The organism is Paenibacillus sp. FSL H7-0350 (assembly GCF_038593195.1).
Taxonomy (GTDB): Bacteria; Bacillota; Bacilli; order Paenibacillales; family Paenibacillaceae; genus Paenibacillus_AQ.
Genome location: NZ_CP151972.1, coordinates 4,872,545 through 4,890,605 on the forward strand (window position 1 = coordinate 4,872,545; position 18,061 = coordinate 4,890,605).

The following is an 18,061-nucleotide window of genomic DNA, read 5'->3' on the forward strand; positions in this document are numbered from 1 at the left end:
ATTCCTCCTTAAATAAGTTGGTTTAAGTATACAGGGAACTTATAATTGGAGTTATTTATAGTCTGTGATATCAAATATCGAAAATTTTGATAATTCAGGAGGTCTGCATATGGAATTAACTTACTTACGGACCTTTTGTGCTGTGGTTGATCACGGGAGCTATACGCGGGCGGCCGATGTGCTGGGGTACGCCCAGCCGAGTGTGACGGCACAGATTGCCAAGCTTGAGGAGATGTATGGGGCCACTTTGCTGGAACGTTCCGGCAGAGGGATGGTTCCAACCTTCGCCGGCCGTAATCTGCTCCCGTATGCCCGGCAGATGCTGGTTCTGAGCGAAGAGGCTAGAGCAGTAATTACAGGCGGTGACCAGGGTACGCTGAACATTGGTGCTATTGAGACACTGGCCGCCTACTTCCTGCCTCACCGGCTTCATCAGTACCGGATGCGTTATCCGGGCATGCAGCTGCGGGTACAGCCTGGTTCTGAAGAGGATATTATTGCCGCCGTCCTAGAGAAATCCATTCAATTTGGTCTGATTTTCGATGTTCCTTTTCATACGGGCGACCTGATCACTCTGCCGCTGCGTGAAGAAGCGCTATATGTCGTTACCCATCCGAAGCACCCCTTAGCAGCCGAGACGGCAGTTACTCCTGTGCAACTGGAGGGGGAGATGCTGGTTTTGACAGAGCATACCTGCACTTACCGGAAGCAGCTGCTCCAGGTATTCAGAGAATCCGGTGTCGCTGCCCGTGTAGGCATGGAATTCGGGAATCTGGAGGGCATTAAGCAGGCGGTGAAGCATAACTGGGGGACAGGCTTTCTGCCGCGCTATGCGGTGGAGGAGGAGCAGCGTACAGGGGCATTGACGGGCATTCCTTTGGCGGGGCAAAAGGAGCGTTTCTACATTCAGTTAATCTACCGCAAGGAGCTGCAGCTCTCCCCAGCCTTCAAGGATCTCATTGCCCTGATGCAGTAGTAATATAATTAGCTCGCGTGAGGGTGCGTGGGGCGGATGAAGTTCATAGTAAGCAAAATCAGGGACACTAATGTCCCTGATTTCGCTTAATGCCGCAGAATAGATTGTTACATCATCCACCTGTTAGGGGGAGTATGTGCTGTAGCGGCAATCGGCTGCTTACCACTTGGAGCCGCCGGAGCTTCGGCCGGATTTGCTGCCGCCAAATGAAGAGCCTCCGGAGGAACGTCCGCCGCCGCCACCGCCGCCCCAAGAAGAGCCTCCCGAGGAGCGTCCTCCACCGCCAAATCCTCCGCCCGGCGGGCCGGAATTGCGTCTGCGGGCTTGCTCCCGGCGCTGCTGCTCCTGCAGCATGGCCATTCTGGCTGCGCGTTCGGCCTCTTCCTTCTGGCGGACCAGCCGGTTCGCTTCTTCTACGAAGGAAGCGATCTGCGAAGTATAGGAGCGTCCTGTCTCCTCCAGTTGATCCAGATCGTAAGGGCTCGAGGCCAGACGCTGCTCCAACTCGGTATACTCCGGCAGCAAGGATAGCTGGAAGCGGTTCTGCGAGGCAATTCCTCTGCTGTGCAGCAGATTGTAGGCAGCATCCACCCGGCTCTGCCCTTCCGTGAACAGCCTGCTCAGGCTGTCCAGACGCTCCTCCAGAGAGTCTAGACTGCTGCTAATGCTATTCATGCTGTTTGCAGTCTCATCCTGCAAGGCAAGCAGCCGGTCCAGCCCGCTGCGGGCATTGTCATACTCTCCGCGTGTATCGCTGGTCCAGGTCTCGAGCTGCGGCACTTCCGCCGCGCCCTGCCGCAGTGAGGCGCCGGCTTCTACCAGCAGCTTCTCCAGATCGTCCAGGTGCTGCCGGGCGAACCGGTTCTTCGCCCCGGCAAGCCGGCTCTGTAATTCGTTCCGCCGCTGGCTAAGCGTTGCCCATGTGCTGCGTATAGTCTCCAGATCCCTGAGATTATTCTGCCGGATCATAGCCTGGCGTTCCGTCATAGCCACGGCTTCAGTCAGAAGGGCATCCATATCAGCGCCAATCCGGCGCACTTCGTCCATATCGCCGCTGTGCAGCGGCGCTTCCATGGAACTGGCGGCAGCGGAAGCCTGCTCCAGGCTGTCGTAAGGCTTAACCTTCATATTGTGCAGGGAGTTCTGGTCGATCAGCCCGGTAATCCGGCTGCGGGTAGCCGCAAGGACACCGGGGAAGGCCTTTAGTTTGTCGTCAAAGGTCCCCACATCCTGCACATCCTGCTCAATCTGCTGTTGCCGCTTCTTGGCTTGTGCAGTAATCTCCTGGGCGGCAATCGGGTCGAACAGCTCCAGCTGATCTGCCTTGGCCGTCTCTTCGGCCAGCTCCTGAAGATCTTGGGCAATCTCCTCCAGCGTATAGCCCGTCTCCCGGACCGCTTGCTGCCGCTGTTCCTCAAGCTCCGGGGCCGCCTGCTTCAACTCGGTGATCTGCTGTTTGACGTTCCGGTCGGCATCGCTTATGACTGCGACCTTTTTCTCCTCTTCCTCCAGGGAGGCGCGGAATTCCCCCTCTGTCTGCTGAAGCTGCTCTGCTGCCGTCTTAAGTGCGGACAGGCGGTAGAACGGTGGCAATGGTGCTTGCCCAGCAGTCTGCAATGCAGAGATTTCAACCAGCCGGGAGGTCAGACGCTTCGAGATCCCTTCGACCATCTCACCGGTCTTGCCCTGCACAATCCCCTGGAAAGGCTGAAGGGATTCCAGGGCATGGTTCGCCCGTACCAGCAGGTCGGCGAGCTGCTCACGCTGTGCGGATAGTCCCTTGCGGCGGCGCAGTCCGGTAATTAGCACATACAGCAGCAGTATCAGCAGGGCGGCCAAGACAAGGCCGCCTGCGACTGGCAGGAGAGGGAATCCGCTACCGCTGCTGTTAGCGCCTGAGGCAGCTCCTGCCGTCCCTGCGGCAGCACCTGATGTACCGCTGCCGGTATTGCTGCTCTGTCCGCTGCTGCCAATGGCTTGCATCTGCTGGATCACAGAACGTATGCCTTCAGGAATATCTCCGTTTCTGGCATAAGGATTGAAATATTTCTCCAGCACCTTGTTAATTGCTGCGTTACCCGCAGCTCCGCCCTGTTGTATGGACCAGGCATCAAGCGCATCCTGCAGCCCGGGGTTAATGAAGGTGATCTCGGTCAGATGATCTTCGTAAGCAATCAGGAGCAGGATGTCCCGGGACTTCAGCCCCCAGGTATCATATACATCCGCAGCATAACTGGAAATGTCGCTCCCGGCCAGCGAATCAACGGTTAAGACATGGAAGGTGTACCGGTCTGTAGTGGCAATCTGGGTGAGACTCTCTGCTTCTTGGGCAGACAGCAGCCGGGCTTCATCCGTAATTACTCCCTGCTGTGCAGGAACATTCGCAGCATAGACCCCCGGAATCCACAGCAGCGATAATATCAAGACCAAGGCGAGGGTGAGGTTTTTTCTCAAGCTGACACACTCCGATCTATAGGCTATTGTTCATTGTAGTATGCTGATCATTATACTATATCATTAAACATTCTAAGCTCCGCAGATGCAGGTGCTGCTGAATTGAGGGAGATTGCGTCCACCCGTGTGCTCACGTTGATCCTTATTCCAAATCAAAAGCTCCAAATCAAAAGGCGGTCCCAGCAGCCATTTAATGGCCTTTGGAACCGCCTCTTGTGTAAGAAGTAAGCGATATTCATCTATTTCTGTATGAAATGGACTATCGGGTCTGCAGGCACAGGATATACTGCAACCGGGACTTGATTTCTTTCTGCCATTTCATATCTCCGACTTTCACAGCAAGATTGAGCAGGTCCAGGTAATCGTCAACCTGCAGGGCGGTCCGGGTAGTGGCTGCGTTCATGGGTGTTCAGTCTCCTTTTAGCTCAAATATAGAAAATAATGAATGTTATACATCCAATAATGATAATCATTATCAACCATTAATGTTATTATCCACATTCTAACCACAAAAAGCAATACAAATCTAAAGTTTTTGATTAAATCTAAGATTGTACGCTCAAGAGTTAAAGATACGAAATCACAAGGATATGCACAATTTATCGGAAATGAGATAAAAGGAGCAGGAACCCTACCATATTTTGTCGAATAAGCTTGTATACATAGTTAGGCCGATCTTACTTGGGATAAAGGAGAATTGCGATGAAGCGGTGTAAATTGTTGCTTCTAATTAGCATTGTGCTCATGCTTGCACACCCCGCTGCCGCTTATGCCGAAAGACAGGAAATTAAGTATCAGGCAGAACTGGAGTATCCGCCTTATAAGTACATACAGAATGGTTATCTGACGGGCTTCGATATTGATCTGACAAGCATGGTCTTTGAGAAGAATGAGTATCTCGTCCACTACAGCACCGGGAATTGGGAGCAGACGTACCGGAGGCTGACTGAGGGCGGGATTGATACCACCGGGCTGATGGCTGTCAGCGAGGAGAGGAAGCAGGACATTCTTTTCTCAAAGCCCGTGCTAAAAAGCTATATTTCCGTCTATTCGCGTCAAGGACTCCAGGGTGAGGTGACGCTGGGTACACTCCGTAAGTACAAGATCGGTGTTGGTAAAGGACAATATGCAGAGTCTGTCCTGCAGAATGAGGCGGGTATCCCGCCATCAGAATACATAGAATATGCAACCGTACCGGAAGCGCTAGACGCTCTGCGTCAGGGTGAGATCGACCTGCTGTTCGAGAATCAGGGGGTTGTCGATTATCTGATTGTAGAACAGGGCTTAACCGGTAATATTATCCGTAGAATGAGCAATTTATATCCGCAGGATGTGGCCTACGGCATCACCAAATCCAAGCCGGAGCTGGTGTCCTACGTCAATGCAAGGCTAGAGCGTTTGGTAAGCTCCGGTGCCTTCGAAGAGCTGTACCAGCAGTATTTCTTCGTGCATTCCGACCATTATAATGAAAAGATGCGTAACCGGATTTTTACCGTGTTCTCCATCGGGACCATTCTGCTGGTGTTCGGTGCCGTCCTGCTCCGGATGTATATCCGGCGGCTGCGCCGTACGATTCACTCTGAACAGGAATTCTTCAAGGATGTGATCGAGAATACCGGGGTGATTGTGTGGGCTGTTCACGGGGACAAACGGAGCGTGCGCTTCAATAAATATGCCGAGCTGATGACCGGGCTGAAGGAGAAGGAGGTGCTTGGTGTAAGCATAGATGAGCTGACCGGCCTGGAAGCTGGAGCAGCTGTGCTTAGGGATCTCCTTGCCAAAGCGGCAGCTCAGGATTATGTGACCAATGTCGAGCTGAGACTGCCCGACCATTCTCCGGGTGCGCATTATTTCTCCGTCCGCACGGCTCTCATTAAGGGGATGGACGAACAGGCGGAGAATATCTTCGTGCTGGTCGGCATCGATATTGATGAACGCAAGCAGAATGAGCTTAAGCTGCAGCTTAGCTATGAGGAGCTGGAATCCACTTATGAGGAGCTGGCGGCCACAGAGGTGGAGCTGCAGGATCAGTTCAATAAGCTGGGGGTCAGCGAACGGCGGTTCCGCCTGGCCTCGGAAGGCTCGGGTGCTTACATGTGGGAGCTGGACTGGGACAGCGGCTTCTACAAGCTCTCGGACCGGTGGTACGAGGTGATGGGATATACCGAGGTGGAGATCAACTCCTTTGAGGGAGGCGTCCTCAGCATTATTCACCCGGATGACCAGGAATCCGCGCGCAAGGCCAGACAGGAGCATCTTACCGGACTGACCCCGATCTATGAAACCGAATACCGGATGAGAACGGGACAGGGCGAGTACATCTGGTTCGAGGTGCGGGGTAAGGCGATCGTTGATCCGAAGGATCAGATTGTCCTGTTCCTCGGCTCCCTGATCGACATTAGTAAGCGCAAGCAGGCTGAATTCAAGCTGAATAACAGCTACCGGGAGCTGGAAGTGACCTATGAGCAGCTTTCAGCGACCCAGCAGGAGATTGTAGGGCAATATGATATGCTGCTGGAGAATCAGAAGAATATGCACCGCCTGGCGTATATGGATTCGCTCAGCAATCTTCCGAACCGGCTCAGTCTGCTGGAGACGATGGAGAGTTATTTCCGCCGGACGGGCGGCAGTGCGGCGCTGCTTTTTGTAGATATGGATAATTTCAAATACATCAATGACACGCTTGGACACAAGTCCGGCGATATTCTGATCCGCAAGGCCAGTGAGCGTCTCCAGTCTGTTGTGCGCAGGGCGGATATGCTGTCGCGGCTGGGCGGAGATGAATTTGTGATTTTCCTCAAGGATATTGAGAGCCGGGTGGATGTGCTTAATCTGGCTGAGGATATTATGCGTGCGTTCCGCAAATCTTTTCTTATCGGTGAGAGCAATCTGTATGTGTCCTCCAGTATCGGGATCTCCTTCTACCCGGAAGACGGCGAGACAACGGAAGAGATTCTGAAGAACGCCGATGTAGCGATGTACCGGGCCAAGGAAGAGGGGAAAAGCACCTACGTCGTATACGATAAATCGATGCATACCCCCTTCAATGACAGGATGAATATTGAGAAGCACCTGCGCAGTGCAATGAATAATAACGAATTCGAGCTGCATTATCAGCCGCAGGTAGAGATGGAGACCGGTCTGATCTCAGGCTTCGAGGCTCTGATCCGCTGGAACAGTCCGGTCCTCGGCTTCGTCTCCCCGCTCACCTTCATCAAGATCGCCGAGGATTCCCGGCTGATTATCTATATCGGCGAATGGGTGCTGCGGGAAGCCTGCAAGTTCATGAACAGCATCCAACAGCGGACCGGCATTCCTTACAAAATATCGGTGAATATCTCCATTATTCAGCTCCTGCAGGATGATTTCGTAGAGATTGTGCTGGACGGTCTGGCGGAGAGCGGCCTTGCGGCATCCAGTCTGGAGCTGGAGATCACAGAGTCCATCTTCATGGAGTCGTTCGGGAGTACGGTCAGCAAGCTGGAGTTCCTCAAGTCCCGGGGGATACGGATTGCCCTGGATGATTTCGGGACGGGGTATTCTTCCCTTAGCTATCTGCAGCAGCTGCCGATCTCTACCCTTAAGATGGATAAAATCTTCATCGATTCCCTGGCCGATAAGGCCTTTAGCGAATCTTTTGTGCAGACGATTATTATTCTGGGCCATAAGATGGGCCTGGATGTAGTAGCCGAGGGCGTGGAGGATGCCAGCCAATGGGCTTTCCTCCAAGAGGCACACTGCGATAAGGTGCAGGGATACCTGATCAGCCGGCCGGTGCCGCAGCGCCAGGTGATGGAGTTGCTCGTTCCGCAGCGAAGGTATGGAGCGGAGGAACTGGAATAGAGCAGAGAATGGACTTAGATGACAAGCGGGTCCCCGGCATACGTTGCTATGCATGGTGGACCCGCTTTTTTGAAATATAGAATTTATATGTGACCTTACTACAGGGTGATAATTTTGTTCTTGCCGGACTTCTTGGCCTCGTACAGGGCGTCGTCTGCCTGCTGAAAGATAGAGCTTTTGGAATCCCCGCCGTTATATTCATGCATTCCGATGCTCACGGTAACCGATTTGTTGTCCATTTCGCTGATTGGGAGGCTCGCAATCCCCGTGAGGATCTTCTCCATGATCCGTTTCGAATCCTCCAATGTCTTGGCTGTCAGAATAATTACGAATTCCTCCCCGCCGTACCGGGCTGCGAAATCATCGGAGTCGATATGCTGGAGCATAACAGCGGCGACCTGCCGGAGAACGATGTCTCCGACCCAGTGTCCGTACTCGTCATTGACCTTTTTGAAATTGTCGATATCAATAACAGCCAGCTGCATCGGAAAAGGATTGCTCTCTTGATGGTCAATCAGCCAGCCCAGGTACTCATGAAAGGTCTTATGGTTGTACAGGTCGGTCAGCGGGTCGATCTTGGACAGCCTGTCCATAATGATGTTCTGGATGCGCAGCTCCTGCTCTGACTTCACCGAATTCTCGAGCGACCGCATAAGATCCTTGCCCCGGGCTATAACACCGAAGCCGGCCAGGGAGGTTCCGGCTAAGATGAGGGTGATAATGATGTTCTGGATGCGTAGCGTGTAATCGGTAATAGAGGTGTTCAGAAATAGCATGATGATGTAGATCAGGCAGATCACAGAGGAAGCCCTCAGATAATTCTCCCTCAGATAGATCATGGATACCAGCAGGGGAAGCAGCATAATCAGTGGCTTCACATGATATTCGGAACTAAGATTCAGAATGAACACGATGCCGCACAGATGGCTTCCAAGAATAATTGAGAATTCGGATAACAACGGCTTGTATTTATGAACAGACTCCAGAATCAGTAGCAGGGCGAACAGAATAGCATCTGGAATCCATATATGCCTAATGAGATATGGATTGTCGGACAACTCGGGCCGGTGGCCCCGCATGGATAAGTAAACATATAGCTGGCTTGCCAGATAAACAATAAACGCCATCCAAAAGGTATTGAGGAGGACGCGGTTCCAATACATTTGGCGAGGAGTAGGCGGCGGGATCTGCATAAGATGTTCCTCTTTTCCAGTGGCAATGTACTTATATATTCGACAATGTTCACGTTTCTCCTTCTAGGTCTTATGTATGGGAATAGGTCTGTAATAACGTTCGTGTTTGTAAGGAGTTTCTGAGGTTATCAGTATGTGTGATTCTGGGTATTGCTATAAACACGAACTATTAATGCTATTCGTCATTGACACATTCGGATTTATTCGGTAAAATTCCAATTGGCCCGTAATAACGGGTAAAGCTGTTCGTATATCCTCAATGATAAGGTTTGAGGGTTTCTACAGGGGACCGTAAATTCCTGGCTACGAATAGGGTGCATTTTGCATACCTATGAAGAGGCCGGGATTTTTGTGTGCTGTTGGGTGCTGCTTGGATAAGTGGACGAATATACCGCAGAGACGCTTCGCAGCCCCTGTCAACTGCAGGCCGAAGCCGTTTCACCTGGGAGGAACAGAGAAGATATGAGTAAATATGATGTAATTGTTGTTGGAGCCGGTCCGGCTGGAATATTCGCCTGTTATGAATTAACGCTGAAGGCCCCTGAGCTGAAGGTGCTGCTGGTGGACAAGGGCCATGATATCTACCGCCGCAACTGCCCGATCCTGGAGGAGAAAATCAAGCTCTGTCCACCCGCCTCCGGCCGCAAGGAATTCGCCGGTTGTCTGCCGGCCTGCTCCATTACTGCGGGCTTCGGCGGTGCTGGGGCATACAGTGACGGCAAATTCAACATTACAACCGAGTTCGGCGGCTGGATGACGGATTATCTGCCTCCTTCCAAGGTGATGGAGCTGATTGAATATGTAGATGGAATCAATCTGGAGCACGGGGCAACCCCGGTCATTACCGATCCGACCACGGAGAGCATTCGCGGTATTGAGCAGCGGGGATATGCCGCCGGGCTGAAGCTACTGCGGGCGCAGGTCCGCCACCTCGGAACCGAGCAGAACCTGGAGATTCTGAAATCAATCTATGAATATCTGCGGACACGCATTGATATGTTATACAAGACAGAAGTAGAAGATATCGTTACCGTCAAAGAGAACGGAACGCACCGCATTACAGGCATTACATTGAAGAACGGGGAGAGTCATGAAGCGGGTCTGGTGATGATTGCTCCGGGACGGGACGGCTCGGCCTGGCTGACAGAGGTACTGAAGAAGCGCAGGCTCAAAATGTACAATAACCAGGTCGATGTCGGGGTGCGTGTAGAGACCTCGGATGTGGTGATGAGGGAGATCAATGAGCATCTGTACGAGGGCAAATTCATCTTCAATACCTCCGTGGGTACACGCGTCCGCACCTTCTGCAGCAATCCCTCGGGGCATGTGGTGGTGGAGAATCACAGCGGGGCGATGGCTGCGAACGGGCATTCCTACAAGGACCCTGCGCTGGGCTCGAAGAATACCAACTTTGCGCTGCTGGTCTCCCATACCTTCACTGAGCCGTTCGACAAGCCGAACGAATATGCCCGGGAGATCTGCAAGCGGGCGAATGATCTGTCCGGCGGCGGGGTCATCGTACAGAAATACGGGGATATCCTGCGGGGCCGCCGTTCTACGGAGACCCGGATCAAGGAAGGGTTCCTGGAGCCGACGCTGAAGGAAGCGGTGCCCGGCGATCTGGGTCTGGTGCTGCCTTACATCACAATGAAGAGCCTGATTGAAATGGTGGAAGCCTTGGAAAAGGTAACCCCCGGCATCGCCTCTGAACATACGCTGTTCTATGGCGTAGAAGCGAAATTCTATTCCGCCCGTCCGAAGCTGACGGATGAGTTCGAGACCGAAATCTCCGGCCTCTACTGCGGCGGCGACGGGGCAGGCATTACCCGCGGACTGGCCCAAGCCGGAGCGGCTGGCGTCTGGATTGCCCGCGGCATGATGGCGAAGAATGCCCAAGAGGTTAGCGTACAACCCGCAGGAGTATAACTCTGGGCGGGAAGACGCCGGAAGGACAGCCGTACCCGCAGAAGCTGGGGACGGCTGTTTTTTATTGTTTTTTTAGAAAACTATGGCTTTCTTCTATTGTGGATAAGATGTGTATAGATTTGGGGATAAGTATTCTTTGAAAGATTCGTAGAATGACTTTAATGCTGAAAGTATGCTTAAAACCCAATGGCAATTGGCTGGTATAGCGGCAAACCCCTAACAGAAAAAAATATAAGTCCAATCTATAGAGTAGTGGTTTCCTTAATTTAACTCTGCTGATATAATGTTAGAATACATAACATGATAGAGTGGAGTGAACGTGCAGAATGGGAATTCGCCGGAGCAAGGCCGCTATCGTTATTATTTTGCTGCTGGGTGTGGGGATGTATGGGTTATGGATGGAGATGTACTGGGTACATAAGGTTGTCTATCTGCTGCTGATGGCGGCGCTTGCCGGGCTTGCGCTGAATATCCGCCGGGGCGGAGTGGCCGGAGCCGGGCAACTGGCAGAAGCCCGGAGCAAGGTGGAGCTGCTGGGCAATGAAATTGTCGTCACCACGGACCGGTTGCATGGTGCTCTGGAGGAGATTACCCGTCATACCGAAGGGCTTCAGCAGACAGCGGACTATTCGCATGCCTATGAGGTGGAGCTGCAGACCCGGAGCAATGAGGCGAAGGCTAATATTGAGGGGGCTTTTGCCAGGATGGGCGGAGTGGCAGCGGTTACCGGACAGATTGGAGAGCTGACCGGGCGGCTGAGTGCGGCGATGCAGGCGGCGCGTACAGGGATGACGGGGATGGTGGATTCCCTGAAGAATACCGATGAGGTCATGGAGGAATTGCAGGAGCAGAGCGGAGATATGCTGAGCAAATTCACCGTGCTAAGCGGACATATTGCGCTGGTGGAGGAGATGAACGCCCTGATCGTAGGCATCGGCAATGAGACTTCGCTGCTGGCGCTGAATGCCTCGATTGAAGCTGCGCGGGCGGGGGAATCGGGCCGGGGGTTCGCTGTGGTCGCAGGCCGGATCAGGCAGCTGGCCGATCAGAGCCGGGATTCCGTGGAGCGTTCTACGGCGGTGCTGCTGGATCTCAATCATGGAGTGCGGCAGGTGCTGGAGTCGGTTACGAAGGAGCAGGCTGCAGTTGCGCATGGAGTGAATGAAGTAACGAAGGTGAAGCAGCGCCTCGGGGATATCTCGGCCCGGGTGGAGGAAGTTGGGGTCATAGTTACGGAGTCAGCGGCTGCGGCCGATCGGCAGAGCAGGCTGATTGAAGAGGTGACCGGCGAACTAAGCGGTGCAGTGGGAATTGTTAATGAGACCATAGCAGGCGTAGACCTGACCCTGGAGCAGGTAACCCGCCAGCGGACACAGATCGGGCAGCTTAATGAGATCAGCGCGAGCCTGCTGCTGGAATCTCAGACCCTGCAGCAGTCGGTGAACGGCATTGCCGGACGCGAAGTCATTGAGCTGGGCCAATATTCGGCGCGGCTTGAGGAAATGCAGGCGGTGCTTCAGGAGATAGCAGCCAAGCAGGAGATGTGTGCAGCGGATGCGGACATCCATGGCAGAGTTCTTACAGCCTGCAAGCATAAGGTGCCGGATGTGCAGGCCATCTGGTCCAACCGGACAGATGGAACTTTCATCTACTCCGAGCCTGCGGCCGGGCTGCTGAATGCGAAGCGCCGTGACTGGTGGAACGGGGCGATGGCGGAAGGGCAGTACGTCTCGCAGCCGTATGTCTCCGCTATTACCAAGCGTTCTTGCATCACACTCTCCAGAGCAATTACGAACGGCGACGGGGAGATTGTGGGTGTGGTGGGGATTGATCTGGCAGTCTAAGTGCAGTGAATAGTGGACGTAAACTGTGCAGTAACGCAGGGGGGGGACGTTAGCCAAAAATTAAAGTCGACGACAGCTCTGAATGGGAAAATTGAGTCATAAGCTGTCACTGTTTTGTTGAACTAACGTTCCACGTTACTTCAATAAATATATAGTCTATTCACTTTTCGAGAATGGGTACCCACAGCTCATGTTTTATCTTATGTCCTGGTCCTAAATAATGCTCAATACAAGGTTGATTTGCAAGATCGTATCCAGACGTAGGAAGCCATTCTGAATATAACCTTTTCCAAGCATCAATAACATTAGGGAATACAGCATATGTGCATGGGGCTATTTTACTCTCCTCCATATCGGAAGGTATTTCAGTATCATATCGTACTCCCATAAAGTAATCGAATACCTCATCAGTGATAGCCGCCTCTTTGCCGCAAATGCCGACAAGGCTCTCTAGCTTGCATTTAGGTTCTACCCATGACATGTCAATTAAAGCTTGTTTAAAGCCATCCTTGTTGGATGTTCTCCACAAAGCAGGAATCTCCTTAAATGCACGAGATGTTTTTACACTTTGCCGTTTTCCCACAAAACGCAATTCAGTATCCATTCTTTCAATTCGATATTCCAATTCGACAACCCCTCTAATTGTAATTTGAAAGGAGATTCGAGGATAGGCTTTCAACTGTACACCTGTATCTCTGACTGAATTGGGTGTGACACTGTGAAGCTTCTTGAATGCCCGCGTAAAGGCATCCGATGAGTCATACCCATATTTCAAAGCAATATCTATGATTTTGGCATTACTTGTTTGAATATCAAAGGCTGCTTTGGTAAGGCGTCTACGACGAATATATTCTGAAAGAGATATTCCTAATAATGATGAAAACATCCTTGAAAAGTGAAATTCAGAGCTGCAAGCTGCTTGAGCAACCGAAGAATATTCGATTTTATCATCTAGATTGTTTTCAATATAATCTATAGCCGCATTAAATCGATCAAGCCAATCCATATTCGCTCCTCCTTTCAAAAATAATTATAGTGGGATTTTTTTAAGTATACCCTGCAAACCATGCCTAAAAATGCAGGCGGTAACAGTTCGACTCTTCGAACACTTCTCCATATTTTCTTTATTATCATTTCGCTAGCCAATCATTGCTATCCTGCCAGTTAGCTTAATACATGTTTTTCAACGAGAGTCATTGTGTTTGTTGCACAGTCCGAAGAAAAGGTGCAGCAGTTATTTTGAGGGGCTGTTATAGCCCCTATAGATTACTTTCGTTTGTTACGGCCAATTAAGCCGCCAACTATCCAAAAGATCAAAATGCCAACAAAGGCAAATACAATCCAAAAAGCTAGACGCACAAGCTATCACTCCTTTAAAGAAACCATACGATAATAGTTAATTTTCCGCAATAGAAGGGCTTTTATACCGAGGGAACAGACATGCCCGGTTTGGAAATCCAATAGGATTACCTTAACCATTAGAGGCCGCAGCGCAGATTGCTATAACCATTATCCCAACTTATAATGGACCGATAGCTTGTCCTATGGAGGCGTGAGTGTGCAATATAATCTGAGTATTTTGCTGCAATTGTTTGAGCGGGCAGCGCTGCTGCTGATGTGTCTGTTCGTCCTGAGCCGGGTGCCGAGGTTCAAGGAGATTTTTGCCAAAGGCGTTCATGCGCCGCAGGAGCTGGCGATTGTCACGGTCATCTTTAGCCTGTTCGCCATCTTCGGAACCTACAGCGGAATTAATGTGGAGGGGTCTCTGGTCAATGTGCGGATTATCGCCATTATAGCCGGGGGGATTCTGTTCGGCCCTTGGGTCGGGCTGATTACCGGGATCATCTCAGGCGTACACCGCTTCCTGATCGATATCGGCGGGGTCACCTCGCTCCCGTGTCTGATTACCAGCATTACAGCGGGTGTGGTATCCGGGATCATTTACCGGCGCACTTCGCCTGAACGGCGCTGGATCGCTGCCATTGCCGCCGGAATGGCCTGTGAGGCATTGACGATGGCGCTGATTCTGGTGATGGCTGATCCCCATTCGCTGGGGGTGGACATTGTGTCCAAGATTGCTTTTCCGATGATAATGGGGCAGATCTGTGCCGGACTGATTGTTACGCTTGTGCAGAGTGTAGAAGGGGAGAAGGAACGGATTGCCGCGAAGCAGTCCAAGCTGGCGCTGGATATTGCCAATAAGACGCTTCCGTATTTCCGCAGTATTAATCCCGAGTCCCTGCGTACCATCTGCGGAATCATCCAGAAGGATATCGGGGCGGATGCGGTGGCCATTACCGATACCAGAGTCATTCTGGCCTACGTGGGTGTCGGGGAAGAATATTATGCCGAAGCTAATGAGATTATCAGTGAAGAGACGAAGCAGACGCTGAGCAGCGGGGAGATTACCATCCGTGACGACGATACCGAGTACATGAACCGGGACATCCGCTCGCTGATCATTATTCCGCTGAAGGAGAAGGGGGAGGTGACGGGATCACTCAAGATCTACTATACCCACGCGCATAAAATCACCTATTCCCTCCAGGCTATGGCTGTAGGGCTGTCACAGATCATCTCCACACTGATGGAGGTCTCAAGGGTCGAGGGGATCAAGGAGATGGCCAACAAGGCCGAGCTGAAGGCACTGCAGACCAGCATCAACCCCCATTTTCTGTTCAATGCGCTGAATGCGATTATTTCCTCGATCCGGATCGACCCGGACAAGGCGCGCGAGCTGATCGTCAATCTGTCGGGGTATATGCGGTATAATCTGGAGCTGACCGATGAGTCTATAGATATCCGGCGCGAGCTGCAGCAGGTGCAGCATTATGTGGAGATTGAGAAGGCCCGCTTCGGCAGCCGCCTGAGTGTTCTGTACGATATAGATGAGGTGGCGGTACGCATTCCGAGTCTGGTCATTCAGCCGCTGGTGGAGAATGCGATTATCCACGGGATTTTGAAGGGGAAGGGGAACGGAACTGTGGACATCTCGGTCAAGGACCACGGAGACAGTGTAAGGGTGCGAATTGCCGATACCGGAGCGGGGATCAGTGAAGAGACGATTGCGAAGGTCTACAGCGGAAGCATGGAAGGCAACAAAATCGGCCTCAACAACGTGCACCAGCGCATCAAGCTGATCTATGGTACAGGTCTGATCATCCGGCGGCTGGCTAAGGGGACGGAAATATATTTTGATGTGATAAAGGAGCAGCGATGAGAGCGATCATTGTCGAGGATGAAGTGCTGGCAAGACAGGAGCTTACGTATCTGATTCAGACCCACAGCCGGATCAAGATTGCAGCGGAATTCGAGGACGGGCTGGATGCGCTGAAGTATCTGCAGACGGATACGGTGGATGTGATTTTCCTGGATATCAATATCCCTTCAATTGATGGGGTGCTGCTGGCCCATAATATCAGCCGGTTCGCGGTCAAGCCGTATATTGTGTTCATTACAGCCTATAAGGAGCATGCCGCCGAGGCGTTCGAGATTGAAGCGTTCGACTATATTCTGAAGCCTTACAGCGAGACGAGGATCAGAGCAATGCTGCAGAAGCTGGAAGGTGCCATCACGGGCGGGAGCCGCCAGGGGGAAGAGGGACTGGTGAAGCTGGGCAGCGATAAGGTCAATCTGTGGAAAAATGAAAAGATTATCGTCGTCAATGCAGACGAGATCTATTATGCTTCGGCGCAGGAGAAAACAACGAGTGTGATCACCAAGGGGGAGGAATACAGCATGGCTCTAAGTATCAGCGAATTCCATACCCGCCTGCCGCAGGAGCAGTTCTTCCGCTGCCACCGCTCCTATCTGGTCAATCTGTCTAAAATCAAGGAAATCATCCCCTGGTTCAACAATACCTATCTGCTCCGGCTGCGTGATCTGAATGTCGAGGTACCCGTCAGCCGTAGTAAGGTGAAGGAATTCAGGCAGATTATGCGTCTCTAACGGCAGTTCATTCCCTGTCAGTGTCATCTCATTCCGGATTTCTCTCAGAAGGAGCTCCTTTCGCTACAATGAAGAGGCAAAGTAAGCCTTGAAGCGACTTCAGCGAGAAAGAGGGAATTCTGATGATAACGGATACAGCCAGTAAACGGTGGCTCATCGTACTAGGTACAGTAATTATGCAAATGGGACTCGGTACCATCTACACCTGGAGCCTGTTCAATGCACATCTTGTGAGTACATTTGGGTTTGAGCTTAGCTCAGTTTCGATAACGTTTTCTATTACCAGCTTTGCCTTGGCCTTCGCCACACTGTTCGCAGGCAAGCTGCAGGACCGGTTCGGTCTCCGCAGACTGACCGCAGCTTCAGGCATACTGCTGGGGCTGGGGCTGATTCTAAGCTCGCAGGCCAGTTCCCTGCCGATGTTCTACCTGTTGGCTGGTGTAGTAGTCGGGTATGCGGACGGAACGGCGTATATTACTTCGCTGTCCAACCTGATGAAGTGGTTCCCGAAGAATAAGGGACTGATCTCCGGGGTGTCCGTGGGTGCATACGGAACGGGCAGCCTGATCTTCAAATACATCAACGGCGGCCTGATTGAATCGGCGGGGGTGTCGAATGCTTTTCTATACTGGGGCCTTATAGTTATGACGATGATCCTCATCGGCTCGCTGCTGGTCCGGGAGGCTCCGGTAGCTGCACCTGTCAAGGGAAATCCGAAGCTGGCCGCCTCCGGGGCTGAACTTCTGCCTAAGGATTATACGGTAAAAGAAATGCTCCGCACGAAGGAAGCATACCTGCTGTTCGTAATCTTCTTCACCGCCTGCATGAGCGGCCTCTACCTGATCGGTATCGTGAAGGATATCGGTGTGCAGCTGGCGGGGATGGATGTGGCGACGGCGGCGAATGCTGTAGCGATGATCGCTATTTTTAATACTGCCGGACGCCTGATTCTTGGCGCATTATCCGACCGGGTAAGCCGGACCAAGCTGATTAGTATCACGCTGGCGGTAACAGCTGTGGCGATGTTTACCCTCAGCTATGCCACGCTGAGCTATGGCCTGTTCTTCGCCTGTGTGGCGGCCATCGCCTTCTGCTTCGGCGGTAACATTACCGTCTTCCCGGCGATCGTCAGTGACTTCTTCGGCCTGAAGAATCACAGCAAGAACTACGGCATTATCTATCAGGGCTTCGGGATCGGCGCGCTGTCCGGTTCGTTCATCGCCGCCTTCCTCGGCGGGTTCAAGCCCACTTTTAACATCATCGGGCTGCTGTGTATTGTGGCTTGCATCCTGGCGGTTTCGCTGAAGCCTCCGGTAGCCAGAGCGGCTACAGCTAAGGGAATGAGCCTGAAGCCTTCACGGAATTCGGCTTAACCATATATCGACTTGTGTCGGCTTGAGAAGTACTATAGACAGATAAGAGTACCATAGACAGATAAGAGTACTATAGACAGATAAGAGTACTATAGACAAAGAGAATAGTTCGGAGAAGAGATGTCCTACGCTTGTGTAAGCGGGTGGGGGATGTCTTTTTTTCATGGTCGAACACAAACCTATCTTTCGAGACACAAATCCAGCATGAAAATGAGCAGTGTGACTATTATAGAATGTCGTCCGTACTTAATTCAGCAAACCGATCACAATTGGACTGGGTGCGCCGCGAAGGCCGAATGTAATCGAAAAACCGACTACATTCAGCGCGGCGGAGGTGCGTGGGCTGCCGAGAACAGGCGCATGTTGGTATGAGCGGGGATAGCGGAGTCAGCGGATATGAAAAAAAGCATCCGGGAAGCGTAGGGTTACGCTCCGCCGGGTGCCTTTGTGTAAATATAAGAATTTATATGTTTCACGCTATACATTATCCTTCTATTTCTCGCT

Annotated in this window: 11 protein-coding genes and 1 riboswitch; of the genes, 7 read left to right on the forward strand and 4 right to left on the reverse strand. The window is 52.0% G+C overall.

Translation table 11 applies throughout. From position 1 onward, the window contains the following. Positions 1-109: 109 nt before the first annotated feature. Positions 110-976 carry a LysR family transcriptional regulator gene (locus tag NYE24_RS22350; protein WP_342476708.1) on the forward strand — a complete coding sequence of 289 codons (867 nt, stop codon included), beginning with the start codon at positions 110-112 and terminating at the stop codon, positions 974-976. 159 nt (positions 977-1,135) lie between these two features. Here the strand turns inward: NYE24_RS22350 and NYE24_RS22355 are convergent, their stop codons facing one another. Both NYE24_RS22355 and NYE24_RS22360 read right to left on the reverse strand, forming a co-directional pair. Further along, the gene (locus NYE24_RS22355) at positions 1,136-3,430 is read right to left on the reverse strand and encodes a TPM domain-containing protein (RefSeq protein ID WP_342476709.1); all 2,295 of its coding nucleotides are present in this window, start codon (positions 3,428-3,430) and stop codon (positions 1,136-1,138) included. 259 nt (positions 3,431-3,689) lie between these two features. Beyond that, on the reverse strand, positions 3,690-3,833 hold the full coding sequence (locus NYE24_RS22360; RefSeq protein WP_171720322.1) for a hypothetical protein: 144 nt from the start codon (positions 3,831-3,833) through the stop codon (positions 3,690-3,692). Positions 3,834-4,132: 299 nt separating this feature from the next. Here NYE24_RS22360 and NYE24_RS22365 point away from each other — a divergent pair, with 299 nt between their 5' ends. Then, positions 4,133-7,273: an EAL domain-containing protein gene (locus NYE24_RS22365; protein WP_342476710.1), complete on the forward strand. Its 3,141-nt coding sequence runs from the start codon at positions 4,133-4,135 to the stop codon at positions 7,271-7,273. Between the two features lie 98 nt (positions 7,274-7,371). Here the strand turns inward: NYE24_RS22365 and NYE24_RS22370 are convergent, their stop codons facing one another. Continuing rightward, complete coding sequence (locus NYE24_RS22370; protein ID WP_342476711.1) at positions 7,372-8,436, reverse strand: GGDEF domain-containing protein; 1,065 nt, start codon at positions 8,434-8,436, stop codon at positions 7,372-7,374. 256 nt (positions 8,437-8,692) lie between these two features. Next, positions 8,693-8,792: riboswitch (purine riboswitch) on the forward strand. 136 nt (positions 8,793-8,928) lie between these two features. Between NYE24_RS22370 and NYE24_RS22375 the strand changes: the two genes are divergently transcribed. Then, on the forward strand, positions 8,929-10,392 hold the full coding sequence (locus NYE24_RS22375) for an NAD(P)/FAD-dependent oxidoreductase (protein ID WP_036695613.1): 1,464 nt from the start codon (positions 8,929-8,931) through the stop codon (positions 10,390-10,392). A gap of 326 nt (positions 10,393-10,718) precedes the next feature. Beyond that, entirely contained in the window at positions 10,719-12,236 is a 1,518-nt protein-coding gene (locus tag NYE24_RS22380; protein ID WP_342476712.1) for a methyl-accepting chemotaxis protein, read from the forward strand. Positions 12,237-12,396: 160 nt separating this feature from the next. On the opposite strand, the gene NYE24_RS22385 is transcribed toward NYE24_RS22380, so the two are convergent. After that, positions 12,397-13,242: an AraC family transcriptional regulator gene (locus NYE24_RS22385; protein ID WP_076161771.1), complete on the reverse strand. Its 846-nt coding sequence runs from the start codon at positions 13,240-13,242 to the stop codon at positions 12,397-12,399. A 552-nt stretch (positions 13,243-13,794) separates the two neighbouring features. Here NYE24_RS22385 and NYE24_RS22390 point away from each other — a divergent pair. The 3 genes from NYE24_RS22390 to NYE24_RS22400 all read left to right on the forward strand — a co-directional run bounded on the left by NYE24_RS22390 (position 13,795) and on the right by NYE24_RS22400 (position 17,557). After that, the gene (locus NYE24_RS22390; RefSeq protein WP_327196384.1) at positions 13,795-15,456 is read left to right on the forward strand and encodes a sensor histidine kinase; all 1,662 of its coding nucleotides are present in this window, start codon (positions 13,795-13,797) and stop codon (positions 15,454-15,456) included. After that, positions 15,453-16,184: a LytTR family DNA-binding domain-containing protein gene (locus NYE24_RS22395; RefSeq protein ID WP_342476713.1), complete on the forward strand. Its 732-nt coding sequence runs from the start codon at positions 15,453-15,455 to the stop codon at positions 16,182-16,184. Before NYE24_RS22390 ends, NYE24_RS22395 begins: the two co-directional genes overlap by 4 nt. Positions 16,185-16,306: 122 nt before the next feature. Next, positions 16,307-17,557 (forward strand): OFA family MFS transporter, encoded by a 1,251-nt coding sequence (locus NYE24_RS22400; protein WP_036695617.1) that lies wholly within the window; start codon positions 16,307-16,309, stop codon positions 17,555-17,557. The last annotated feature ends 504 nt before the right edge of the window (positions 17,558-18,061 follow it).